Source organism: Dictyobacter alpinus (assembly GCF_003967575.1).
Classification (GTDB): Bacteria; Chloroflexota; Ktedonobacteria; order Ktedonobacterales; family Ktedonobacteraceae; genus Dictyobacter; species Dictyobacter alpinus.
The window spans coordinates 2,098,904-2,124,477 of sequence record NZ_BIFT01000002.1; the positions used below are offsets into that span (position 1 = coordinate 2,098,904).

20 protein-coding genes are annotated in these 25,574 nt (G+C 48.6%); 6 read left to right on the top strand and 14 right to left on the bottom strand.

Annotated features, from left to right (window positions below; genetic code table 11):
- Positions 1-24: 24 nt before the first annotated feature.
- Positions 25-1,389: a GNAT family N-acetyltransferase gene (locus EL633_RS30960; RefSeq protein WP_126631078.1), complete on the bottom strand. Its 1,365-nt coding sequence runs from the start codon at positions 1,387-1,389 to the stop codon at positions 25-27.
- Positions 1,390-1,947: 558 nt separating this feature from the next.
- Positions 1,948-2,847: an NAD(P)/FAD-dependent oxidoreductase gene (locus EL633_RS30965; protein WP_161982581.1), complete on the bottom strand. Its 900-nt coding sequence runs from the start codon at positions 2,845-2,847 to the stop codon at positions 1,948-1,950.
- Between the two features lie 664 nt (positions 2,848-3,511).
- On the opposite strand from EL633_RS30965, the gene EL633_RS30970 reads away from it, so the two are divergent.
- Positions 3,512-4,429, top strand: coding sequence for a heme-dependent oxidative N-demethylase family protein (locus tag EL633_RS30970; RefSeq protein WP_126631080.1), 918 nt, complete (start codon positions 3,512-3,514; stop codon positions 4,427-4,429).
- Between the two features lie 83 nt (positions 4,430-4,512).
- On the opposite strand, the gene EL633_RS30975 is transcribed toward EL633_RS30970, so the two are convergent.
- On the bottom strand, positions 4,513-5,574 hold the full coding sequence (locus EL633_RS30975; protein ID WP_161982582.1) for a beta-galactosidase: 1,062 nt from the start codon (positions 5,572-5,574) through the stop codon (positions 4,513-4,515).
- A 196-nt stretch (positions 5,575-5,770) separates the two neighbouring features.
- The gene (rfbB, locus tag EL633_RS30980; protein WP_126631082.1) at positions 5,771-6,811 is read right to left on the bottom strand and encodes a dTDP-glucose 4,6-dehydratase; all 1,041 of its coding nucleotides are present in this window, start codon (positions 6,809-6,811) and stop codon (positions 5,771-5,773) included.
- Between the two features lie 180 nt (positions 6,812-6,991).
- On the opposite strand from rfbB, the gene EL633_RS30985 reads away from it, so the two are divergent.
- Together EL633_RS30985 and nth are read left to right on the top strand one after the other, a co-directional pair.
- Positions 6,992-7,879 carry an NAD(P)-dependent oxidoreductase gene (locus EL633_RS30985; RefSeq protein ID WP_126631083.1) on the top strand — a complete coding sequence of 296 codons (888 nt, stop codon included), beginning with the start codon at positions 6,992-6,994 and terminating at the stop codon, positions 7,877-7,879.
- 171 nt (positions 7,880-8,050) lie between these two features.
- Positions 8,051-8,725, top strand: a complete 675-nt coding sequence (gene nth, locus EL633_RS30990; RefSeq protein WP_126631084.1) for an endonuclease III — start codon at positions 8,051-8,053, stop codon at positions 8,723-8,725.
- A 46-nt stretch (positions 8,726-8,771) separates the two neighbouring features.
- Here the strand turns inward: nth and EL633_RS30995 are convergent, their stop codons facing one another.
- From EL633_RS30995 to EL633_RS31025, 7 genes are all read right to left on the bottom strand, one after another.
- The gene (locus tag EL633_RS30995) at positions 8,772-9,962 is read right to left on the bottom strand and encodes a cytochrome P450 (RefSeq protein WP_126631085.1); all 1,191 of its coding nucleotides are present in this window, start codon (positions 9,960-9,962) and stop codon (positions 8,772-8,774) included.
- A gap of 97 nt (positions 9,963-10,059) precedes the next feature.
- Complete coding sequence (locus tag EL633_RS31000) at positions 10,060-10,509, bottom strand: PTS sugar transporter subunit IIA (protein ID WP_126631086.1); 450 nt, start codon at positions 10,507-10,509, stop codon at positions 10,060-10,062.
- Positions 10,510-10,533: 24 nt separating this feature from the next.
- The gene (locus tag EL633_RS31005; protein WP_126631087.1) at positions 10,534-12,114 is read right to left on the bottom strand and encodes a PTS transporter subunit EIIC; all 1,581 of its coding nucleotides are present in this window, start codon (positions 12,112-12,114) and stop codon (positions 10,534-10,536) included.
- A gap of 330 nt (positions 12,115-12,444) precedes the next feature.
- Positions 12,445-13,350: a carbohydrate ABC transporter permease gene (locus EL633_RS31010; protein ID WP_218027617.1), complete on the bottom strand. Its 906-nt coding sequence runs from the start codon at positions 13,348-13,350 to the stop codon at positions 12,445-12,447.
- A 49-nt stretch (positions 13,351-13,399) separates the two neighbouring features.
- The gene (locus EL633_RS31015) at positions 13,400-14,329 is read right to left on the bottom strand and encodes a carbohydrate ABC transporter permease (protein ID WP_126631088.1); all 930 of its coding nucleotides are present in this window, start codon (positions 14,327-14,329) and stop codon (positions 13,400-13,402) included.
- Between the two features lie 155 nt (positions 14,330-14,484).
- Positions 14,485-15,843, bottom strand: a complete 1,359-nt coding sequence (locus EL633_RS31020; RefSeq protein WP_126631089.1) for an ABC transporter substrate-binding protein — start codon at positions 15,841-15,843, stop codon at positions 14,485-14,487.
- A gap of 290 nt (positions 15,844-16,133) precedes the next feature.
- Complete coding sequence (locus EL633_RS31025) at positions 16,134-16,352, bottom strand: DUF2795 domain-containing protein (protein WP_126631090.1); 219 nt, start codon at positions 16,350-16,352, stop codon at positions 16,134-16,136.
- A gap of 452 nt (positions 16,353-16,804) precedes the next feature.
- Between EL633_RS31025 and EL633_RS31030 the strand changes: the two genes are divergently transcribed.
- On the top strand, positions 16,805-17,368 hold the full coding sequence (locus tag EL633_RS31030; protein WP_126631091.1) for a hypothetical protein: 564 nt from the start codon (positions 16,805-16,807) through the stop codon (positions 17,366-17,368).
- Complete coding sequence (locus EL633_RS31035) at positions 17,368-19,782, top strand: peptidase domain-containing ABC transporter (protein WP_218027618.1); 2,415 nt, start codon at positions 17,368-17,370, stop codon at positions 19,780-19,782. The genes EL633_RS31030 and EL633_RS31035 overlap by 1 nt, the downstream gene beginning before the upstream one ends.
- Before the next feature lie 74 nt (positions 19,783-19,856).
- Here the strand turns inward: EL633_RS31035 and EL633_RS31040 are convergent, their stop codons facing one another.
- Positions 19,857-20,786 carry a DUF6612 family protein gene (locus EL633_RS31040; RefSeq protein ID WP_161982584.1) on the bottom strand — a complete coding sequence of 310 codons (930 nt, stop codon included), beginning with the start codon at positions 20,784-20,786 and terminating at the stop codon, positions 19,857-19,859.
- Positions 20,787-21,264: 478 nt separating this feature from the next.
- Here EL633_RS31040 and EL633_RS31045 point away from each other — a divergent pair, with 478 nt between their 5' ends.
- Complete coding sequence (locus EL633_RS31045) at positions 21,265-21,741, top strand: hypothetical protein (RefSeq protein WP_126631093.1); 477 nt, start codon at positions 21,265-21,267, stop codon at positions 21,739-21,741.
- 9 nt (positions 21,742-21,750) lie between these two features.
- On the opposite strand, the gene EL633_RS31050 is transcribed toward EL633_RS31045, so the two are convergent.
- Together EL633_RS31050 and EL633_RS31055 are read right to left on the bottom strand one after the other, a co-directional pair.
- Positions 21,751-22,710, bottom strand: a complete 960-nt coding sequence (locus EL633_RS31050; protein ID WP_161982585.1) for an amidohydrolase family protein — start codon at positions 22,708-22,710, stop codon at positions 21,751-21,753.
- A 106-nt stretch (positions 22,711-22,816) separates the two neighbouring features.
- A complete protein-coding gene (locus EL633_RS31055) occupies positions 22,817-25,549 on the bottom strand; it encodes an alpha/beta fold hydrolase (RefSeq protein WP_161982586.1) in 2,733 nt (910 codons plus the stop codon).
- Positions 25,550-25,574 lie beyond the last annotated feature (25 nt).

The window sequence follows — 25,574 nt, forward strand, 5'->3', positions numbered from 1 at the left end:
GCTACAACTAGAATTTATATTACATTACAATGGAATCGCGAGAGATGGTTTGGCTGGAAACAGCGTGTTGAACAGTACTTCGTTGTTGACCCATGCATCGGGATAGGCCTGACGCAGTTCATTGAGCGTCCGATAGCCGAAGAGTGCTTTTAGAAAGACGAGGGGTGGAAAGCCACCATCTGCTGTGTTGTTAAGCACCGTTGAGCGCCAGTTTTCCACTGTGGTGAGGCGTCCCTGCTCAAAGACCATACGCAAGCCGCTACGATAAAAGTCCAGCTTGAGTTCGCCGCTATATCCTTCTACCAGTGAGCCAAGTAAGCGCTTTTCTAGCGCCGGTGCGATATGCTGGATAAATTTGGGCAGGTCGGCTACCCGCACATACCAGGCATAGGACGGCTCTTTGATCGTTGCTAGCTTGTCGATGACCTCGTAAAAAGGATGGCTCTCGCCCAGGTAAAATTTGATTTCACTGAAGGCTCCAGCATCTGGCTTTTCTGTTGGTATCTGCTGCCCATAATTTTGCAATGCACGCAGCAATGGTGGCATGATTGCTTGCAGGTTCACATGTGAAGCTAGATAGAGCGCCCATACATTTAAGCTGCTGGTCCTACGCCTGGCTCGTGCATAAAACCAGCCTTGTATACTGCCATCAGCCTTCACAATGAGCTGGGTTGTACTGAATTTAGTACGCTCAGGATGGTCCTTCCATGCTTCCAATTCCCAGCGCAGATAGTTTTCATCGATGTTGGTGGTGATGGCATATCCTGTCCCGATGTGTTGGGTATAAATTTCGTGCAGTCTGGGCACATCCTCCAGTGTGGCTTCGCGCAGGGTATATGCTTCTGCCTCTCCCTCCTTGGCTTTAGGAATGGCTGGCAGATAGATACCACGCATGCCCTCTAACGATAGCGCATATTCATACCCAAATTGTCGATAGAAGTAGTAGATGCCTGTAATTGCATCTACCAGCCGACCTTCGGCTGCCCCGCGTGCGTGGACAAACTCAAACAAGGTACGAATGAGTCCGCGATTGCGATAGGCGGGATCAGCAGCCACGATTTCAGGACGGCTCATCAAAAATGGAATACCCTCATAAAACCATTCCATTCTTTGCAGGCAGACACCGGCTACGATTGGATTACCTTCTTTATGCGGATCCTCAACAAGCGCGTAATCGCCGGGTCCCATAACTGGCGTTGTGCCGCTCATAAGGATTCTCGCGATATTTGCGATATGCTTGTTGGGTTCATCTTCCTCTTTTTCACGAAAGACCAGACTAACCAGTTCTGCAATATTTTCGGTATCCGCTGCTGTTGACCAGCGGGCGATTAAGCCGCCTTCAAGCTTGCGCGTATAATCGGCGGCGGCAATATCTGCGATAATCGACATAGGTGCTTTCCTCGTTTCTGGTGTAAAAATTCAAGGACGTGCTCCGCAAAAACATCGTGAGACAATGGGGAAGCCAGAAACTGCAACCCATGGAAGTTAGCGGGCAAGAAAAAGCCGTGGGTTCACATGCTGCTGGCGCCCACGGTCGGAGAATGCTTTTGATTCCTTAGCTGGTAGAAGAAACCATGCTGCATGCATATCCGACCGAGAGAGGGCACACTGCCCCTATGGTCTGAAGATCTGCGTGTACACGGTTAATGGAAGAGATCAGGGTGGACACGATTCTCTCAGAGAGGCTTCTGCTTGAATTTAAAGGTAGTTTGTGTGCTAACTTTTTCATAGAAAACCTCCTTTTTGAATATCGTGTATATCAATGTGTAAATAACCATTACAACTATAAAAGATCTATTGATCTTTGTCAAGCTTTTATTTGGTCTTGATTTTGCTTCTGGTATCCAGTGAGGCCCTATTGTATGCATGATAGAGAGTCCGACGTGCAACCAGAAACCAGACTCTCTATCATGCCCACTCATTTGTCGTTTCGTTGCTGCTACGTATTTATTCTTCTTTGAAGACACGATAGCTGCGGGTCAAATCTTCTTTTTGTAGCTCTTTATTGATGAGGATGCCAATCTCAACTCCATCGGCTACGGCACCACTTACCCAGCGCGTCTGATAGACGTCTCCCGCCATATAAACTCCTGGGGCGATGGGTTGTTGATATCTTTCTGGTAAGCCGATACCAAGTTGTTCCAGTAGCTCCAGGCGACGTTGAGGTCTTGATTGCAGGAAAAGCGCACGGCAAGGTAGTATGGATCCGTCGGCAAAAACAATGCGCTCTAATTGTTGATCAAAGCCTTCTACGCGGGCGATTGGATCTTCACGCACTCTTATTTCATTATGGGCAAGAAAAGCCAGTTCTCTGGCATCTAGCTGGCTTGGACCACTGGTGCATAGTACGATGTCGCGGCTCCATTGTAGGAGTTGTAATGCCAGTGCTTCTCCGGCTGCCCCCTGACCAAAAACGACCAGTGGCTGATCGCGTACCTCCCAGCCATCGCAGTAAGGACAAAAAAAGACGCCTGCACCAAAGAATTTTGTAAACCCTTCGATGGGAGGAAGGGTATCGGTCATCCCGGTTGCGAGCAGGAGCGCGCGGGTTGTTTGTATGGTATTGTCAGAAAGTTTGACGGCAAAGAAATTCCCTTCCCGTTTTATTTCTGTGACGGTTGTTGCCCGTAGCTCGACATTAGCGTATGGCTGTAATTGTTCTCGGCCAATCTGTCTGAATTCTTTAGGGGAAATACCATCACGTGTCAAAAAGTTATGAACGGCTCGGGAGCTGGCATTGCGCGGTTGTCCGCTGTCACACACTAATGTATAACGGCGGCTGCGGCCAAGTACAAGCGCTGCACTCAGGCCAGCGGGGCCGGCACCAACAATAATTACATCAAGCACCTGAAAAGCCTCCTGTTTTCTGATGGATGGGACCCGGCTGTGCTATTTGCAACTTTGTCTTATGCTTTGCGTGGCAATATGAAGAATGGTTGGATGTTATATTTGAGTACTTTAGCATTCTATAGTTATCTGAATCAGATATGACGCAAATTTGTGTAGCAATCATAGCACAGCATATAAGTTTTATATTATTTCAGTCCCTTTTTATATATTGTATTGAAGCCTCAAAATCTTGTAGCTATCCAAGACCCCTTCGAGCACAAATATCCTTACTCCGCCCCACAGAGCAAAAAAAATCATGAGTACCCCGAATGTTTGGAACAAAAATCTAAAACCGGGGTGCAGAGGCGGAGCGCCCTGCCGGGGGCGGGGGTGTGCCCCGAAACTCCCTTTTTTTCCTTTTGCGCGCCGCCGCAGGCGGCGCGCGGGGGAAGAAGAGAAACGAGGGGACACCCCTCGAACCCCGGCAAAGGGCTGGCTGCCCCTTGCACCCCCGCTTCTCAGGCGCATTGAGGAAAATAGAACGCCCGTTTTTAAAATTCGAAGACTGAATAGGTACCAAATGCTCAGCGAAATAATTATTGGGTGAGTGTTTGCTTATTGAGTGACGTACTTTGTATGTTGAGTGATAGATAGTTGCATCATATACAAGGGGAGAAATTCTTTGTTTCAGTATTTTCCTTTTGAGGATGAGCATTTTGCGATGACAATGGGGGTACAGGCTCTTGGCAAGGGTCATGTCGTAGAGATTGATTTAGATCGATATTATACAGAGATCGCATTGAAGCAGAAGCTTCTGAATGCAGATGCAGCGTACTATTTTCAGGCTTTGCCACATACGGAGCCGCTACAATGGGATGTCCTGCTCTATCTTTTACCTCATCTGGCAGCCTGCTATCCTCAACACTTTTCACTATCGTGCCAGGCTGAGCATTGGTCCTGGCGAAATTCTTTATTGCAGGAGCATACTATCTTCCAGCCTGGTATAAGTTCCAGTCTACCGTTGCCTCCGTTGGATTGGTTGGGTCGGCAGATTCAAGAGGATCTGTTACTGCTGGATGGTCGCTCTGATAGTCGTATTCCTCTGGTGGCGGGACAACTTTGTTTTCCAAATTCATGGTGTTTGGAGGAGAAGCTAGGACAATCTTTTCTGCATATTCATACTCCCGTTCCTCTATTTGCGGAACACATTGGGCGCTCCTCACAATTATTGTTAGAGCGCTTAAAGATTGGCCGTGCAGTCTGGCGTCTCAACTGGGCTTTCCGAACTATTGATAGACTTGATATTACCCCACGTGCCACTCAAGAGATCCTGCAATCCTATCGGGCTTTGACGCGAGAAAATATTGGTGAAAAGTGTTTCCTACGTGTCGAACGACAAACCCTTTCTCGACTACCTCATACTGGAGCGATTCTCTTCACTGTGCATACCTATCAACAATCCGTTGCGGAGCTGGTCCATAACAAAGTTTATACGCGACTCATGACCAACGTGCTAGGCAGTACGCCCTCTGAAGTACTCGACTACAAGGGCATCACGCCTTTTGCGCAACTATTGCTGGACTATCTTCAGGCACAATAATTATATCTCTCATTGCGGACCATGGCCGCATAATAATTTCAGCACCCATAGCATATATAAAGCCGGCGCATGGGCGCGAGGTTTCAGGTTGACCAGCATGGATGTTTCTGGACAAAATCATGGAGCGCATTATAAGCAGGTAACTTGCCTTGTGGTTGAGTTAGACTCATACCATCATTATCCTGATCGACCGTGTCCCAGAAGATATGATTAATCACATGTGAATTCATGGCCATCTGGGTCGCTTCTAGCATGTAGAGCACTTGAGTCTTCGGTGTGACCACACAATGAGGATCATGGTTGACGCCACTGGTCGTCCATCCCACATCGGTGAGCCAGATCGGCTTATGTTCATCACCGTATTCTTGCATAATTTTATGCATAATCTTCCACTCCAAATCAAGAGATGGTCGGTCACCTTTTGTTTGTGTAGGATCACCATTACAGACATAGTAGTGAAAATTGGCATAATCAAATGAAGAACCATAATCATTTTGATAGAGCCAGTGCATATATGCGGTTACATGCGCAGTATTCACCCACCAGATCGCAGCCATTCCGACCAGAGCACGGGGTGAGGCTTTCTTGATTGCTTTGGAGGTCGCCTTAAGAAGTGGCCCATAGAAAGATGGTTGACGACAGCTAATGGATTCTTGCCAGTTCCCTGTCCATAAACTATCGAATTCTTCATTGCCCACTTCATAGCTTTCAATGTAGCCGTGTCCATTCTTGCCGTTATAGCGTTGAGCAACGGACTGTCCATAGCTTGCCATCTCGTCTGGTCCGGGAAAGAGTTTTCGATGTGCACAGGTTTGACGTAATGCCCAATCAGGGGCCGCCTGAAGCGGAAAAGTGATATGAATCTTTTGAGCATTCGCCAGCGCAACCGCCGCATCTAGCCGACTCCAGTTATAATGGCCTTGTTGGGGTTCGAGCTCGCTCCATTTTTGCTGATAACGTATCCAGTTGATGTTAAGGTACTTCATGTATTGGATGGTCTGCTTACGAAAGCGATTATGGATCGTGATACCATAAGGTCGATCCTGGTCGATTATGCCTGGTTGATGTGATGGTTGAAGTAGATAAAAGAGAATGACACTACTAATCAGCGCAGTAACTGCCAGTAATAGGATTGAGACACACATAAGCTTGCTTTGGAGGCCGGATGATATATACCATCTGTCATTCATACACTGGTCCTGACTTTTGAACAAGCATGAAAAATAATGCCACTACAATACAATATGCCTAACACTCATATTGTATTGTAGTGGCACAATGGATATGGGGATATACATATATAGTTGAAAAATGGGAGCAAACATCTCTACCGAGTATATATTACCTGGTAGAACGCATCTCTCCTAGATGCAAAGCGGTATCTAAGAAGTCGTTCTGTTTTTGTTGGATACCTTCTATCCATTCTGGATGTGTCTGATACCATTCAATTGTTTGCTTGATACCTTCTTCAAAAGAGATCTTAGCTTGCCAGCCCACTTGTTGAGAGATCTTTGTGGTATCGACCGCGTGCCGTCTGACATGTCCCAGTCGATCCTGTACAAAGCTGATCTGCTCCGGAGACTTTTCCAGGCTCTTCAAAACCAATGTCGCATTCTCTAGCGTTGTGCGTTCCTGATGCGCGCCAACATTAAAGATCTCACCATCCATATTGCTCTCTGATTGATGCAATAATAAGCTTAGCGCTGCTACATGATCATAGACATGGATCCAATCGCGTGAGTGTTGTCCATCTCCATAAATGGGCAGAGGGCGATCTTCAAGGGCATTGAGGATGAATAAGGGCAACTGCTTTTCGGGATATTGATAAGGACCATAATTGTTGCTGCTGCGTGTAATGATGACTGGCAAGCCGTAACTGGCCCAGTAGGAGAAGGCCAGGGTATCCGCGCCTGCTTTACTGGCGGCGTAAGGTGAGAGTGGCCGTAGGGTATCGGTTTCCTGGGATGGACGACTGGTTCCTGTTGGCGAGCAGGCGTTGCCATAGACTTCATCGGTGGAAATATAGAGGAAGCGCTGGATATGGTGCTTACGGGCCGCCTCCAGCAATATATAGGTACCCTGGACATTGGTAGCCATAAAATCCCGCGCATTTAAGAGGGAGCGATCAACATGCGTCTCCGCCGCAAAATGTACTACCGCATCGCAGCCAGCCATTGTTTGTGCAACCGTTTGCTCATCACAGATATCCCCATGTATAAACGAAAGTCGAGCGGTAGACGGTAATGATGGCAAATTAGCAAGATTACCTGCATACGTCAACAGATCAAAAACAAGAATATCATCTGAAGGATAATGATCCAGCAGATGCCTGACAAAGTTGCTACCAATAAAGCCGGCACCACCGGTGACGAGTATACGCATACCTATTCCTCTCATTGCATTTATTTATAATTTTATTGTCGTGCTCTCATCATAGCACTATGTGTAAAATGAGGAGATTTTCGGCAGGGGATTGTCAATTACATGAGCTTGATACAATGAATACAACTAAGCGGTCCTTTTTAAACGTGATAAAAATAAGAAGGAAGGAGTACATCAATTATGAGTGAATCGATTGGTTTTATTGGGCTTGGTAATATGGGTCAGCCGATGGCAATTAATGTGCTGAAGGCCGGTTATAATATGAAGGTGTATAATCGCGATCAGCGTAAGGCTGAGTCCATCACGGAGGCGGGGGCCAGAAGTGGTGCACGGCCGGCAGAGGTTGTGGAGCGCGGCGGAATAGTGATTACCATGCTCTCAAACGATGAGGCGCTGAAAGCTGTAACGCTTGGCCATGACGGTCTGTTAAATTATCTCGGCCCTGGCGGTGTCCATATCTCGATGAGTACCGTTTCACCCAATCTGGCCCGTGAGATGCATGAGCTTCATGAAAAAGAGGGCTGCTCGTATGTCGCGGCACCCGTCTTTGGACGGCCTGAAGCTGCAGAATCCCAGCAGTTATGGATCGTGGAAGCCGGAAATACCGCCGCGAAAGAGCGGATTCGTCCGATCCTTGAGGCCATTGGACAGGGCATTTTTGATTTTGGCGAAGATCCAGCCCATGCCAATATCGTCAAAATCAGCGGAAATTTCCTGATCGCCGCCGCCATGGAATCCATGGGCGAGGTGTTTGCGCTGGCTGAAAAGAGTGGTATTGATCGCACCCAAATCTTTGAGATGCTGACGCAGACCATTTTTAGTAGTCCTATCTATAAGAATTATGGCAAGAAAATTGCTGAGAAAAACTTTCAGCCTGTTGGTTTTCCTATGCGGCTCGCTTTAAAAGATGTCAATCTGGTCTTAGATAGTTCTGAACAGGTTCAATCACCAATGCCCTTTGCCAGCCAGTTGCATGATCGTCTTCTGTCTGGTATCGCTAAAGGCCGTGGCGAGAGCGACTGGGCGGAATTAACGCGTGGCATTGCGGACGACGCTGGCATAGAATAACCAGTCGCCATTAATGCAGAGGGAAAGATGTTTTGTAGACCATCTTTCCCTCTTTTTGCTATACAATTGTCCTGTTTTATTGCCTTAACTGTGATTGAGAATCAGAATAGATGGATAACAGATTTTTCTTGTAAGGCTTTAGTTCGTATAAAAAGGATCATAATGGAAGAGATGCCTCAGAAGACAGTTCCTGCTGCGCTACCAGTGGACGCATTACCTATTCAATTTACCATTGATGAGTTTGAGCAATTATATCCGACTGCCCGCTATGATCTGAATTTCTCAACACCTTTGGATTTATTGGTGGCGGCCCAACTGGCGGCCCAATGTACCGATAAACGTGTGAATTCTGTAACCAGACAGCTCTTTCAAAAATATCGAGTGGCGGAAGATTATGTGGCGGTTCCTGTGGAAGAGCTAGAGGAAGATGTAAAACTTACCGGTTTTTATCGCAAGAAAGCCAGACAGATTCAAGCTGCCTGCCAGTATTTACTGCTGGTTCATCAGGGCGAAGTACCACAGACTATTGAGGAACTGGTAAAGGTGCCGGGAGTGGCACGGAAGACAGCGAACGTTATCCTTGGGAGTGCTTTTGGGATTGTAGATGGCTTTATTATTGATACGCATGTGGGTCGGCTAGCCAAACGCTTTGGTTGGACACAGCAGGATGATCCGGTTAAAGTGGAACGAGAACTGATGCGCCTTGTTCCGCGTGAACACTGGCTCAGCCTGGCTCATCGTATGATTTATCATGGTCGAGCGGTTTGTGTGGCGCGTAAACCACACTGCGAACAATGTACCCTGGCTCAGCTCTGTCCCGCTTCATCTCTACCTCCTACACCGTAAGCTCTTACGGCCTCACCTGCAAATGTGAGGCCGTAAACGTCTCACCTCAGTTCTCACATGTCATTGGCAGGCTTTTGACGCCATACACAAAGGAACTGGCCACATGCTCAAGCTCACTATCCGTTTTTCTCCTCAAGGCTTTGAAGCGCGTTAACAATACTTCCAGCGCGATCCTGGTTTCCAGACGTGCCAGCGATGAGCCAATACAGAAATGGATACCGTGTCCAAAGCCAATATGCCGGTTTGGGATACGATGAATATCAAACTCTTCTGGATGCCCAAAACGCTCTTCATCTCGATTTGCTGAGCCCAGGATTGGCGATACGATGTCGCCAGCCTTAATCACCTGTCCACCTAACTGTGTATCGACCGTTGCGGCGCGGCGCAGGCGTTGGATGGGGGTGCGATAGCGGATGACTTCTTCAATGGTATCCGGGATAAGGGTGAGATCGGCCTGCAATTCTTCCATGATCTGTGGGTGTTCATCCAGGGTGAGCAGGGCATTGCCGATCAAATTGGTGGATGTTTCATGGCCAGCAACCAGGAGGAGACGGCAGAAGCTCAGGATCTCTGCCTCTGTGAGATAGGTACCTTCAATGTGGGCACTCAGCAGAGCACTGATCAGATCGTCCTTGGCTTGCTGGCGGCGTTGATCGACGATGGTTTGGAAATAACTGTTCATGGCGATGACCGCCTGCTTCTTTTCCTGACGTGCGGGACTGACAATGATATCGGACCACTGCTTGAACTGTTGTTGATCCTGAATAGGCACTCCGAGTAGTTCTGCGATCACGATAATTGGTAGGGGATTGGCCAGATCTGTAACGATATTTATCTGGCCCTGGCTGGCGACGTGGTCAAGTTGGGTATGTACAATCTCTGTGATGCGTGGGGCCAGATTGGAGATGGTGCGTGGTGTAAAGGCCAGATTTATCAGTGAACGTAGTTGTCGATGGCGTGGTGGATCGGTCCAGAGCAGGGTCCTGGCTGCATTAGCGTGCTGTTGTCGGGCTTTGGGCCTGCTTCTGATCGATTGCTCGGAAGAGAAGATGACAGGATCATTGATGACATTCTGCACATCGTTGTAGCGCGAAATAAACCAGCTATGAAATTCATGGGAATAATAGACCGGATATTGTGCTCGCAACTGGCGATAGCAAGCAAAAGGATGAAGTGGGTCCTGGAGGATCTGGGCGGTTAGCGATTGCTCTGATGGTGGAATTACCGGGTTGCGCATGCTGGCGAGTTTCCTTTAATAGATGCTATGGTTGTGAGTATAGTAAGATTTATGATGCGATTGTAATAATAATCTTACTATACTCACAGGCGTAGCGTTAGACTTCCAGGACAAAGAGGATATCACGGCCTGCTTTAACCGATCCATTGGCCCGGCTGACAATGGTACCGCTTCCACAGGAGACTACCGGACTGAGGACACTTTTACCTTCTCCCTCGATAATGGCGCGATTGAAACGCACGATTGGTGTTCCGATTTCTACCATTTGTCCTTCGGTGGCGATATTTTCGAAACCAGTGCCATTGAGCTCGACGGTATCCAGACCAATATGCACAATCAGCTCGACCTCGCCAGCCACGAGCGCAAAGGCATGCCCACCAGGAAACAATTTCACGAGCTCACCACTCACCGGAGACAGCGCAACGGATCCGGTTGGATCGATCGCACTGCCGTCCCCGGCCATCTTCTGGGCAAAAACGTCGTCAGGAACTTTTTCAAGTTCAACGACCGTCCCATCAATGGGGGCCACCACGTTTATCCTTGTCATAATTTCCGAACTTTCTACTTCCTTTTAGGCTTCAATCGTCTCTTCTTTTCGCAAGCGATTAATACGACTGGCAATGCGATCAGACTGTGTTCCCATCACCACCTGGACAATCTTGCCTTTCTTGATGACGCCCGAGGATCCCAAGGCTTTCAAGCGCGGCTCGTCGATTTTATCGGGTTCGGTGATGAAGATACGCAGGCGCGTAATACACCCTTCCAGGCTTTCAATATTGGCTTTACCACCCAGGGCACGTAAAACTTCGCGAGCCAGGATCGTATCTTTATCCTCATTGATTGCTGGTGTGCTATCAATCTCGATGGATTTTTGTGTGGTAGCTGCAGGTGTACGTTGCGACTCTGGTAGAATCCAGTCCGCGGCCAGTCCTGTGGATTCCTCACCACGTCCTGGTGTGGCCAGATCGAAGCGGGTGATGAAGAAACTGAAGACAAAATAGTAAATGACGGCATAGACCAGGCCCACCAGGATCAGCAGCCAGGGATTGCTGGTATTGGATTTGTTGAAATTCAGCAGTAGATCAAACAGGCCTGCCGAGAAGCCGAAGCCGATCTTGATATTGAGTAGATAGCAGACAGCCAGGGCGGTCCCGGTGAGTACGGCATGGACCACAAAGAGGACTGGTGCAACAAACAGGAAGGCGAACTCGATTGGTTCGGTAATGCCGGTCAGGAACGAGGCTACTGCGGCAGAGATCAGAATACCTGCGGCTACCTTTGGGAACCTGGCATGACGGATCATGGCCAGACATGCGGCTGGCAGGCCAAACATCATCATGGGGAAGAAGCCAGCCATGTAGTTTCCAGCCGAAGGATCACCCGCGAAGTAGCGGTTCAAGTCACCATGGACAACTACCCCACCAGGACCTTTAAAGTTGCCGAGCTCAAACCAAAAGTATGAATTGAGTACATGATGGAGACCGGTAGGGATCAGCAGGCGATTCAAGAAGCCATAGATGCCCGCTCCAACAGGACCCAGAGAAACTATCCCATTACCGATCGCATTGATGACCTGTCCGATGGGAGGCCAGATTATGCCGAAGATAAGTCCAAGTATCAGGGCCGCGAAGGATGTCACAATGGGCACGAAGCGGCGACCACCGAAGAAGCCCAGATAGTCAGGCAAGCGGATATCATGATATCTTTTGTACAGTCTGGCCGCGACCAGACCCATTAGAATGCCTGAAAGGACTCCCATCGTGATATTTGGATCTGGCGAGAACGTGCCATCCGCCGCTTTAATCTGGGGAATGATATTTTTGAAGACGGCATCAAAGACAAGAAAGCCGACCAGTGCGGCCAGTGCAGCGGTACCTTCGCCGCCAGATAGGCCGATCGCAATACCGATGGCAAAAATAAGGGGAAGATTGCTGAAAATAGCGTCTCCTGCTTTGGCTATCCAATCCAGATGGATCTCCCAATTAATGAAATGCCAGTGGATCATGCCAAGCATATCAGGTTGTCCCAGCCGCAGAAGTAGTGCCGCCGCCGGCATTACTGCGATGGGAAGCATAAGAGAACGACCAACAGTTTGAAGAGCCCCAAGAACCCGGTCTCCTGTCGTTGTCGACGATGTGCTGACTGAACTCATCGTAAGTTCTCCTCTACTACTAAAAGGTTTCTCTTCAAGCTACCTTTTAGCACATAGGTGCAGCTATATCAACATGCGCCATTGCCGTCTACCCTAGCTGCACGTTGTGGGAGCAAGGATGCAAATGTGCCTTGCTCTAAATAAAGATGACTACTTTCTTTTGGCGGGATTAAATGAGTATCATGCATGAAATATAAGACATCCATCGAGAAATGTCAAGATATCTAGACCACTAGTGGACTGACCAGACGATTCCTCGCCTACAAAAAACGAGCAGCCGGCCTTAGATATTTAAGGCCGGCTGCTCGCTGACGTCGAAACGTTTGATGATTAGCCTTTCACCGCTCCAGCTGTCAGGCCAGAGACGATACGGCGCTGTAAGAAGAGGACAATGATCACCAATGGAATGGTTACAATGATGGCTGCGGCAGCCAACTGTCCATAAGCGACGACGTGCTCGGAATTAAAGCGGGTGATACCCACAGTTACTGGTTGCGCGCTCTCATCGGCGGTCAGGTTTAGACCGAACAGGAAGTCGTTCCAGACTGCGATAAACGAGAGAATTGCTGACGAGAAGATACCAGGAGCCGTCAATGGCATGATGACATACCAGAGCGCTCTGAGCCGTGAGGCACCATCGATGCGGGCAGCCTCCTCCAGATCAGGTGGTAAATCGCGGAAGAACGAGGTCAGGAACCAGACGACCAGTGGAATATTCAATACCAGGTCAGCAATAATCAGAGCCCAGTAGGTATTGTACAGATAGATTGGTCCTGTGAACAGCACGAACAGAGGTCCCAGCAGCGCGATAAATGGAAACATCTGGACGGAAAGCACCGTTCCCAGTACAACCGGCTTGGCTTTGAATTTCATACGTCCCAGGGCATAGGCGCAGAGAATACCAAATAGCAGCGCCAGCACCGTCGTGACCGCAGCAATAATCGCGCTATTGCGCAGTGTTGGTAAGAAAAAGGTTGAATTGGTCAGTACCTGCGCATAATTGCTGAAATCAATCTGCTGTGGAAAAATGGTGGGAGGTGAAGCATTAATCTCAATACCATTTTTGACGGAAGTCACAAATGTCCAGTAAAGTGGGGCCAGTGAAACGATAACAATTACCGCCACCGCGATATAGCGCCCAACTTTTCCCGCTGTTTCCATGCGTTGTTTTGCAACGATACGGGCGCGGGCCGCCTCTATCGATGTATGATCTTTTCTTTGTTCCATTACAGCCATTGTCTTTTTCCTTCTGCTAAAAGTATGTTTTTCTTGCATGTAAACATCTTTAATTCAACCGTTTCAGGTTATTGCCCATCAGTGAGACATAAATCAGACTGATGATAATACCAAAGATGAAGACAATGACCGCAGCCGCCACACCGGGCGTGAAATCGCCAGTCGTGCCACCAAACATAAAGTAGTTAGCATAGGTTGACATGGATTCAACTGAGCGTTTACCGAACACATAGAACAGGTCAAAGACGCGCAGCGCATCCAGGGTACGGAACATCAATGCGATGATTATGGAATCCCGGAGTAATGGCAGGGTAATACTCCAGAAGGATTGCCAACGGGTGCTCCCATCTACACCGGCTGCTTCATAGAGTTCGTCAGGAATAACCTGTAAGCCAGCCAAGATCAGCAGAGCCATAAAGGGCGTGGTTTTCCAGACGTCGGTGATCAGTGCGGCAATAATGACACCACTTGGACTTCCAATCAGCGTGTCGCCGGGTTTGAGTAGATGGATCCACTGGAGAAAGAAGGTAATGATACCTGTCTGATCATTGTACATCAGGAACCACATCTGGGCTGACACGACGGTTGGGAAGGCCCACGGCACCAGAATAGCTGCACGAACCAGACCACGGCCAGGAAAAGTTTTGTTGATCAGTAATGCGATTCCCAGACCAAAGACGGTTTCGAGTGCCACACTCACAACGGTGAAAATGACCGTATTCAAAATTGAATTTTGGAAGACGGGATCGGAAAGGACTCTGGTATAGTTGTCCAGGCCGACAATACTTGGTGAGGGCAGAAATGGGTTATTGAGGAGACTGATGCGCAGCGAATCCAACATTGGATAGATTGCGACCACCACGATAAGCAAAATCGTTGGAAGCACCAGCACATATGGCAAAATTCCACTGCCATCTTTGTTACGCCCTCGTGGCGTTGGTGTTTTCTTTGTGCTTATTTCAGCTTGTTGTGTTGCCATGATTCTCTTTCGCTTTACTTCAAAAAAGATAATAGAGGCCGTAGAACATCATCGATAATAAGTGCCTGCTATCTTTAGTCTGCGCTTAGAAGTTTGTATTGGACTGATAAACCTGCTGGTAATGCTATGCAAGCATTACCAGCAGGTCGGGAACACTATTTGGATGTGACGACTTTTTTCAGGTCAGCTTCAAGCTGCTTTAAAGCATCGGCAGGGGTTGATTCCTTTTTCAATGCCTTATAGACGTTGCGCTGGATGGCATCCGAGACATCAACATACTTTGGTGACACTGGACGAGGCAGGGCGTCTTGCAGAATCGGTTTCAGCTTGCCAAAGAGAGGTACCTTGGCCAGTACGTCTTTGTCATCATAGATGCTTTGCAGTGTGACGGTGTAGCTGGCACCAATTGCACCCGCTTTCTGAGACTCAGGGGTGAGCGTGTATTTGACGAACTCCCAGCTGGCGTCCTGCTGCTGTGAGTAAGCATTGATGGCGATATTCCATCCACCGATAGCCGAGTGGCCAGCGGTTTCCGAACCACCATGGGGCATAGGCGCAATATCAAACTTATTAGGAATCTTGGATTCCTGTGGGTTATTGCTCTTTACATAGGCATATGGCCAGTTACGCATGAAGGCTGCGTTCCCCTGCTCCCAGGCTGCCAGTGACAGATCCTCGGTGTAGGTGGTGATAGCAGATGGGGAAATACCACCAACCCAGCTGGTCATTAAGGTCAGAGCTTGCAAGGCCTGAGGGCTATTAACGGTAACTTTCGTGGCATCATTGGCATCCAGTACGGAGCCGCCAAAGCCATAGAGTACCTCAACAAAATTACAGACCAGGCCTTCATACTGGGAAGCCTGCCATACATAGCCGTACTTTGCCTTCGAAGGCGAAACACCCTGTGCCGCCTTGGTCAGACCGTCCCAGGTATCTGGTGCTGTTGGCACGAGATCCTTACGGTAGTAGAGCAGACCAAGGTCAGTACGGAATGGAACTGCCCACAGCTTGCCATTGTAGGTACAACCTTTGATTGGTCCCTGCAAATATTTTGCCCGCTCACTGGCTGGCCATTTGCTTTCATCGATCGGCACCGTCCACTGCTGCTCCGCAAACTGGGCTGGATACACAATATCGATAGAGATAATATCGTTACTATGGCTACGAGCACGGAACATATTGTTGTATTTGGTCAACATGTCCTGTGTTTGTGTTGGTCCTTGCAGCCAGGTGACGTGGATACCTTTTTGCTTACCAATAGTACTATTGAATTTATCAACTATACCTTTATAAGTGTTTGTAGTATCGTTATCACTCTGCCAAACAATATTGGTTGAAGCTCCATTTCCACCAGTACTGTTTGAACTACCTCCACAGGCTTCCAGTAACGAAACTGCTGCTGAGCTGCTCAGGCCAATGACGGCTGCACGCTGCATAAAGCTACGGCGTGTCAGGCGACCAGAGCGCATTTTAACAATCATTTCATCGAGAGCTTGACGTTGCTCATGAATCATAAGGATGAATCCTCCCTTGGATAGAATGATCCGGTATTATTGCAAAAATTGGCAATAATCCATCTCTGCGGATTATATTATAGCCATTATTTTTGATCTCTACCAGGGAGAACACAAAAATGTCGCCTGAGGTTACAATCTAGAGGCTTTTTTGACATGAAAATTTCATAAAAGAATGGGAGGGAAGCTGAGAGGCAAAAATAGCAATTTTCATGAGGCCGCGCTGGAAGAAGATGGGCAGATAGCGTTAAAAATGGATGCATTGATACACTATCTGCCCATCGGGTAAGTTAATTGCGGCCAGACTGACCAGGATTGCTACCCTGGGCCAGGTCACGGTTTACTTCATTGATTGAACGATAATGTACATTAGGTAACTGGCTTAATTGACGACATACCTGCTCATTGGCGCCTTGTTTGCGGGCATGATTAACAAGCTCTTCACGTTGTGCTGGAAATTTTACACCTTTTAAGTACGTATCAATATTGGTTGAATCTGCCTTGGTCATTGTGAAAATCCTCCTTAAGGTTCAGTTCATGAGTATAGAGAGCTGAACAATCACTATTCGTAATCGACACATTCTCAATAGATTAGCTAAAGGTAGCCAGGCTATTGAAGTGATAGTAGCGCTAAAAAGTATGGCTAGAACTGCTCATGTCCTGCCATTATCTTTTTTTCTTGTCGTCTACTTCACCACTAATTATGTTCGGCCTCCCACTCATTTTCTTAAGCTGAGCCTATTTTTTTTCGCTGGAATTTTATCCGGGTGCACGAGAAAAAAAGGCTGGTGATGCGGGTGAGGAAAGGTGGATATATTTATGTATTTCGATTGACATTCCCGCAGAATAGTATTAACGTATTGGCATATTATTCGCTCAAAAAATGCCGATTTCTGCGTTTGCTGGCTGGATGTGATGTTTGTATAGTGGTGTGGTAATTTCTTCAAGAAGGTATGATGCTATGTCGGGTCTTCCTCCTTATCGTGAGCGTGCGTTAGCGCATTATGCGCAGCAAGGTCAGACTGTGGTTGTGCCTCGCCTTATCTCTTTGCGTCTGGTAGGCTATTTGTGGGCGATGCTTGCGGTTCTATTGGCTGCGGTGGTTGTTTCGTGGTTCGGGCGTATTCCCACATTTACTGCTGCGTCGGGAATTGTACTGGGGCAGATGAGTGGCCAGACCGTTGAGGGCCTCTACATTTTTTTGCCAGCGGGCCAATCGCGGCATGTGCGGGCCGGGCAATCAGTACAGGTTCATGTGGGCAGTAATGGTCCAACCTTTACGACTACAATTGAACATGTGGGAACTGACGTGATGACGCCAGCCACGGCGCGTCAGCACTTCAATCTAGGGAGTAGCGCCTGGGGAGTAATCAGAGAACCCTCGTTGGTGATCAAGATCAGGTCGATGCCGCAAATTTCGTTGCAAGCTTTTGCCGGTAGCAGTATAGATGTCAGGTTGCAGATAGGATCTCGTCCCATGTTTGCCTTGCTACCCGGGATTAGCCAGCTGGTGGAGGATACGTAGTGGAGAATAAACCAGGTGATGGGGAGGCTACCATCCGGCTAAGTGGAAAACGTCGCCAGGCTTATCTAGCGGATTTACAGGGCGATACCCAACCGGATCATCCAATTAGTCCTGAGGTGCGCGATTTAGTCTCCCACCGTGAGGATGCGTTGCTTACGCAGACGGTATCCTTGCAGGAGGAACCTGTACGTCATGCTGTTCCTCCTACCCCAAAATTCGCTACACAGTCAGCTAACGTCAGGAAACATAAGCATACGTATCGTGTGCCTTCTTTGCAGCAGATGGAAGCGGTGGAGTGTGGGGCTGCCTGTCTGGCTATGATTTTAAGTTATTATGGTCGCAGGACGACGGTGACTGAGATGCGCGAGTTTTGTGGCGTTGGACGCGATGGTTTGAATGCGCTGGCCCTGATGAAATCTGCTCGTGCCCTTGGCATGGAGGTAAAGGCGATCTCTTTAGAGGAGAATAATTTTCGCCATATCATGCTCCCCGCGATTGTGCACTGGGAGTTTAATCACTTTTTGATTGTTGAGAAGTGGTCACCCAAAAAGGTGCAACTGGTGGATCCGGCCCTTGGCCGGCGTAGTGTTACTGCCGAGGAGTTTGATCGTAGTTTCACCGGTATCGTGATTATGCTGGAGCCAGGACTAGCGTTTTCTCCTGAGCATTCTCGTGCCCAGAATATAAACCTTGGTTCTTATGCGCGGCGTTATTTGCGTCTGGCCCCGGCCGTCATGGGACAAATCATGCTGGCATCTTTCTTGTTACAGGTATTTGGTCTGGTGGTGCCTATTTTCACTGCGGTTGTGGTTGATCAGATAATTCCTGCTCATCTGAATGACGGCCTGACTCTGGTCAGTGTTGGCCTGCTCTTAATCATCGTATCGCAGACAGTTACGACCTTATTGCGTGCAACCGTCCTCTCCTATCTACAAGCTCGCCTGGATATGGAGATGATGCTGCATTTCTTTGATCACTTATTAACGCTTCCACTCCGTTTTTTCCAGCAGCGCTCCAGTGGTGACCTGATCGCACGCCTGAGTAGCAATCTGGTGATCCGCGATGCCATCGGCAACCAGTTGATCTCAACGGCCCTGGATGGCGTCTTTGTACTGGTCTACTTTCTGATCCTTCTGCTGGCCTCGCCATTTCTCGCTGGCGTGGTGCTCCTGATTGGATCATTTCAGGCCGTTCTATTACTTGGCACCTCACGTCCTGTCCGCGATCTGGTACGTCGCGAACTGATTGCCAATGGCAAAGCGCAGGGGTACTTCTCAGAAGTTCTCAAAGGGATTGTGTCACTTAAGGCCGCAGGCGCTGAGCAGCGCGCCAGAACCACCTGGTCCAATTTCTTTTTTGAGCAGATGAACGTGGCGACCAGACGCACCTATATCTCCTCACTGATCTCTACGGGAATGGGATCGTTGTCCTCGCTGGCACCATTTCTCCTGCTCTGGGTTGGAACCCTGCAGGTCTTGAATGGCAGCATGCTCCCTGGTACTATGCTGGCCCTGAATGCACTGGCGATCGCCTTCCTGACGCCACTTTCGTCCCTGATCAGTAGTACCCAGACATTGCAATATATCCAGGCGCATCTGGAGCGCATCTCGGATGTGATGGATGCTTCACCGGAACAGGATGTTACTGCCGTTACAGCACCGCCGCGCCTGCTGGGTAATGTGCGGCTGGAGAATGTCTCGTTCCAGTATGATCCGCATTCGGCTCCTATTTTAAAGCATGTCTATGTCAATATCGCGGCCGGTCAGAAGATTGCGCTGGTTGGTAAATCCGGATCTGGTAAAACGACGCTGGGGAAGTTGATGTTAGGACTCTATTTGCCAACCAGTGGTGAGATCTATTATGACAATATTCCGCTCAGCACCATGAATTATCAGTTGGTGCGTGCTCAGTTTGGCGTGGTCATGCAAGAGGCCAATATTTTTAGCGGTTCGGTGCGGCAAAATATCGCCTTTAATGATCCTACTATGACCATGGAGCGCGTTATTAAGGCCGCCCAGATCGCGTCCCTGCATGATGATGTGATGCAGATGCCAATGGAGTATGAGACCTTTGTCTCTGAGGGTGGAAGTGCCCTCTCCGGTGGTCAGCGTCAGCGTATCGCATTAGCACGGGCTATCGCGACCGCGCCCGCCATTCTGTTGCTGGACGAAGCTACCAGTAGTCTGGATGTCGTGACGGAAGCCGTCGTTGAGCACAATCTCCGCAAGTTTACCTGTACACAGATCATTATTGCTCATCGCTTAAGCACCATTCGCAATGCCCATCAGATCCTGGTACTGGACCAGGGGAGGATTATTGAATGCGGGACCCATTACGACCTCTTGAAGGCGGGTGGATTCTACGCCAGACTGATTCAAAGCCAGCTTGAACGCGGCGAAATCAAGAGCGATTAGCAACTCCTATCGACTCAGGATCTCTGTGCGACCTTGTGGCTTTGATCAGGCACTGGTCCTGTCCCCTTTGCATGTTAAGGGCGGGCGGTGTTGAAAATTGTTTCTGGATTGTCAACTGGTGTCGCATCCGCAGGAGTGGTAATGGTTACAGGTTCGTTAAACTTGCTCCAATCGAGCGTCGTGTTTAAATCCATGGCCGTAATCGTGGCGTTGGTTCCTGGTATGGGTGGTGTGGTGTCTGTATTGGTTGGCGTTGATGTATTTGTGCCCGTCTGTAGATGAATCTTAAGCTGGCCTCGGTGAATATAAAAGTTTGTTTCATCGATCCAGATATCTATGCTGGATTGAAAATTATTCGCACTATTGAGTAAAGCCAGGATATATTGCTGCCCCTGGATTTGCTGCAATTGTGAGGAACCAGTTAATATTTGTTTTAACGCCTCTTTATCCAGCGTCGCCGTTATATGTCGCATATTCTGGCCATTAACCGCCTCTAAATCATGATCCTGAATCGTGATATGTGACAGGGCCAGTAACAGATCCTGTGGATCAAATGTCACACCTGCAAAGGGATTGGCGCCCATACTGGTGTAGGTCTTGGTACTGGTCACAAACCATTTCTTCTCAGGATTTTGAATATAGACTTTATCGCCTTTAATGATCTCTGTAATTGGAATCGTCTGCTCAAAGGAATTCAAGGTCAAACTCAACTGCTGTTGATCTGGTTGCATCTGATCACCGGAACCTTTGATGGTACTGACAGATTTTCCGCTACTCAATTGATTATTGCTTTCAGAGGCCAGCTCAATATGCGCAGATTTCAAATTTTTCATCGCATCCGAGCTCTTTTGCACCACCTGCTGCAGTGTATAAGAACTCCTGGGGGTCGATGGCTGAGTCTGTTTCCCGTTGTTGCTCGCACCCAGATCTGTCGAACACCCACTAAAAAAGACAGCCAGTATCCAGACCCCTAGTAGCATCATGATTCCAGAAACTTTTTTCATAACTATCATCTTCCTCTTTTTTTATGGTATCAATTATCCCTTATGAATTTCTGCGCAACCATGCTTAATACGCATCTTTATACAAAAAAAGTCTGGCAAACACTGTGTTTAATGTGGTGTGCAATTGTAGGCTTTGCCCACAATTGCACACCACATTAAACAAAAAAGCATGGGCGCTTTAGCGCCCGCGTGCGGCTGGTTGTATGCTCACCAACGAAAGAGGGAGTCATCCACACGCTCAACTAGAATAGAGCACCCCATAGATTTCATTATAGTATACGCTGACTTAACATAAATTTGTGCTTGTGTTTATGCTAAAGACAACACTCCTATCCATCCGAAAGCTACCATTCTAGAGCTTTTTATATTATTATTAATGTAGATCAACGTACTTCTAATCATGACCATTGCCTGAAAGCGTCCACTGTACTTTCCACAACCTCCAGGTTTATCCGGCAACTTAATGGGGATTAGTGCAATGAAATATCTATTTCGTGGCTTTACCTCTCCGTCGGGTGCAAAAGGCTTGCGCTCTCCTGATGAATTAGACCGCTTTATGGTTCGCCAGCGCCTGGCTCTATTTAAGTCTATTCATCAAATGCGGCGTTACCGCTGGCGTCTTATTTGTTCTCTGATTGTGCTTTGCGCGTTAAGTATCATCTGGTTTTTGCCGCTACCCGATGAGACCCAGGCGATCCAGACCATTCATCAGCATCAAGCGACTGTGATGACAGGATTACAGAAGGTGTGTGATCAGCCCACGAAGGTTTTCCAGGTATTTGGGTATCCATCGTCCAGGGTGCCTGCTAAAGCGTTGCTGGCACGATTGCCCACGCCAACCCAATTGCATTTACAGAAGCAAGGTGATATGACCTACGATCCCGCTAAGAATGTGTTGTGTACAGTAGGATGGACAGGCATCTATACGCGTTTTATCCAGCCAGCAGAAAAATGAGAATGGCGCTTATTGTTCTGTTAGCGGGGTGAGCAGGCGTTCTGTATTTTTACTGAGAATGGCGGCTTTTTGCTCCTCGGTTAAATTGAGCGTTGCCAGGAGTTCATCGACACGGCGGCGCGTGGTGATGGGCATAATTGGCCAGTCACTACCGATAAGCACATGCTCATGACCGAGCAGATCAATGGCGAAGCGTAGGGTGGGAATGTCGAAGCCCATAGTGTCGATATAGAGATTTTTTCGGAGGCTGGCAGGACTTGAGCCTTTCCAGCTATCTGTGTGGCGATATTCTTGCTCTGCGATGCCTGAGAAGAAGAGAGATGCGATACCAATCATTGGCAAGACAATTCTAAGGGTTGGATATTTGTCCAGGGTACCACTACTTAAGAGCGAGAGGATGCTGGCGGCGTTTTCGGTACCTCGGGCCAGAAGTGTGCCTGTATGACCCAGATGGGAGAGCCGTTCGGTCAGGCCCGCTGGACTAACTGCGTGCACAAAGACGGCGATGCCAAGCTCGGCGGCGCTTTCTAATACTGGCCGGGCCTCGATCGCGTCCAGATAGCGCCCTCCCTGCGAACAATCTACGCAGATCCCGCTCAGATGCAATGATTTTATTGCACGTACAACTTCACGGGCCGCCGCCTTGCCCTGGAAGGCATCGATGGTGGCCAGCCCGGATAAGCGATCGGGATAGCGAGCCACCAGGCTGGCTATTTGATCGTTGATACGCTCCATCAGAATCAATGGCAGTTGTTCTACCGGTGACACTATCGTGCTGGCAGGGGCGCTAATAACTTTGGCGTCGATGCCCGCAACATCCATTGCCGCCAGTTGTGCTTCGATATTGGTCAACAAAGGCCAGGCGCGAGCAGCGCCGTTTGTCCCTTGTGGAACTGGTATTGGGAGCCAGCCCTCATCATAATAGTGGCTATGAAAATCAATCAGGCGAGTTAGGTCCTGTGACGTCATGGTGCATCCTTTCCCAATGGCTCTTCTATTCATTCCTGGTATTCAGAACTGTTCTGTTATAGCATGCTTTGTGCATTATTTCAATGGATAATGATAAAAGTACTTATTATCCCTTACTACGTCGCCTCTGCTGGATTGCTACTTTTTGTACTGGCACTACTTTTTGGGAAGAGGTTGCTCTGATAAAGTTGGCAATCGCGGGCAGAAAAATCTCAGGACTTTCAAGCCAGGGATAATGACCTACGCCAGGGATAATCAGTAACTGACTATTGGGTAAGGTCTCGGCCCACTCTTTTGATGCTGCCAGAGGAAGCAGATCTTCGGCGCCGTGTATGATCAGCGTTGGTACTTCAAGTGTGGTTGCCATGCTGCGCCAGTCCCATTCGCCCATGGATGCGGCGAATTGATCAAAGTAGTTTGAAAGGGCCTCCGGCCACTCATTAGATGATACCCAGGGATCGCTTTTCATCTGTGCCAGGGCTGCGGGTTTCCCCATCTGTCTGGGTAAGCGCGTCGCTTTGATGTATTCTCTGTTGTATGTACCGGGCTCCTTTTTGTCCATACCTGCGTCCAGCATCTCTTTTAAGCGCTGAATTGCTTTAGGGTCCAGGCGCTTATCAGGATCAAGCTGTCTATCGTCGGCATATTCACCATAGCGCACGGCCATTGGTGCTACCAGGATCAGGCATTGCACACGCTTAGGATGCTGCATGCTATAGAGCGCGGTGGTTCCACCCAGATACGACCAGCCTAGCAGTGAACAGGTGGTCACCTTAAAGTGGCGGCGGATCGCTTCAAGGTCACTGACATCATGTTGCATACCAATTTTGGACGTATCTATCAGCGCAGCGGACCTGCCACGTCCACGTTGATCATAAAAGATCAGCGTATATTCTTTCGCCAGCGCCTCCAGGTCAGCGGCCAACCAGCTAGCCGCTGGAATAATAAGCGTCTCTGGTCGATTGCCGATGACCTTATAGTAGAGGTGTATGCCATCCTCAAGGGTCAGATAGCCTTCCTGTTGCTGATCACCCGTCGCCATGACTGGTAGTGTATCCTGTTCCGCGATCTGTTTGTCTGCCGTCACTCCTTTTACGCCGGCTGCTCTGGATGTATTCGTAGTAACAATAACTTCTGCATAGGACTTCTTCCGTTTCGTATCGGCTTTTTCCTGTTCTGGAAGTACGCTGGTGCTGCGATCATCTTTCGTAACGGGTTGATTGCGGTAATAGCTATAAGGAACTTCTTTTGGATTATATTTTTGTTTGTTGATGACGCAACCCAGAATCTGGTTGCCATATTGCTCTAATAGCGTTTGCATACGTTTCAAGTTCTTTTTGTGTGTTTTAGTGATGTCGAGCACGATCAAGACACTATCGACTTTCGCTAATAGAATGGTGGTGTCGGCCAGGCCATGCAAGGGGGGTGTATCAAAAATGATCATCTCAAAGTCACTGGCCTCCAGATTGGCCAGTACGAGATTCATTGCCTGTGAGTCCAGGACATCTGGTGGATTGGCCGGCAAGGGACCTGCTGGCATGATGGAGAGGGCAGGAATATCCGTCGTATAGACATAATCAGTGAGTGGCAAGCTTAAATTTGTCCGTACCTGTTCGTGTGTGGGACGGGTTGAAGAGGCGATAAGATATTCCTGCGAGCAGTATTGAATGGCACTACTTAAGCCTTTACGTTCGCCTGTTAGTTGGAACTTTCGTGTCTGGGTTGGCCGACGCAGATCGGCATCGATCAGTAATGTCTTTTTGCCCGCCTTCGCTATGAAAATTGCCAGGTTGGCCGCAACCGTGCTCTTCCCGTCCTGGGGCGTGGCACTGATCAGCAAAATTGAGCGCAGTGGCTTATGCGTCTGGATCAGGCTGATGTTGGTACGTAGCAGCCGATATGCTTCGATATTGGCGCTATGCTCTTCTGGTAGAAGCAGTTCATTGTTCTTACCCGCGTGCTTTTTGCTGTTTTTCTGCTTCTCACGCCAGATGGTGGCCAGCACCGGCCAATCTACCAGTCGCATCAAGGCTTCCTCAGAACGGATCCTGGGATCGAGCAGTTCAAAGAGTTGGGCCAGTAGCAAACCAACCAACAAGCCAAGGAGCGATCCTAAAGCGGTGTTCACCGTTATATCAGGCTGAACAGGACTGGTGGCGGGCTGGGCGGATTGGGCGATACGTAGCAGCGTATTTCCCTGGGCTTCAGCTAACTCTAATTGCGTCAGTAATAATTGCAGTTGATTATAATGGAGATGTAAATCCTCTGCCTTTGCGTCCAGTGCGCGCACATCAAAATCGCTTTTTGGTGTCCCCTGGAGCCGGGAACGTTGCTTCTCGGTTACGTCGATCTGTTGTCGTGTCTGCTTGATGTCCTGCTGAATCTGTTTTTGTGAGATAGATTTATTCTGTTGGATCAGTTCAATTTGCTGCTTGATTAAGGTTGTCGCCACATCATTCGCGAGCGCCGCCGCCCGCCAGGGATCTTGATCAAGCACATCAATAGAGAAAAGCTGTGTGCCTGCTTTAGGATTGACGCTGATATCGGTGGCCAGCCGCTCGATGGTCATGTCCGGATAATGGGAGGCGACCTCGCGTAGTACAGGTAAGCTGATAGCCAGCTGTGCCTGTGTCTGTACCAGCTGGCCACTGGCCAGCACAGTATTGATATCCATTGAGCTATGTTCTGGATGGGTCATGATCTCAATGATTGCTGTCGCCTGATACCTGGGCACAATCAGTTCACTGCCCAGATATGCTCCTGATCCCAGCACCAGGGTACACAGGAGGATCAATTTCCAACGTTTGAGTAGTGCTCGTACATGTTGCCCGGTTCCCATGGGACTCCTCTTTTCTGTATGTTTG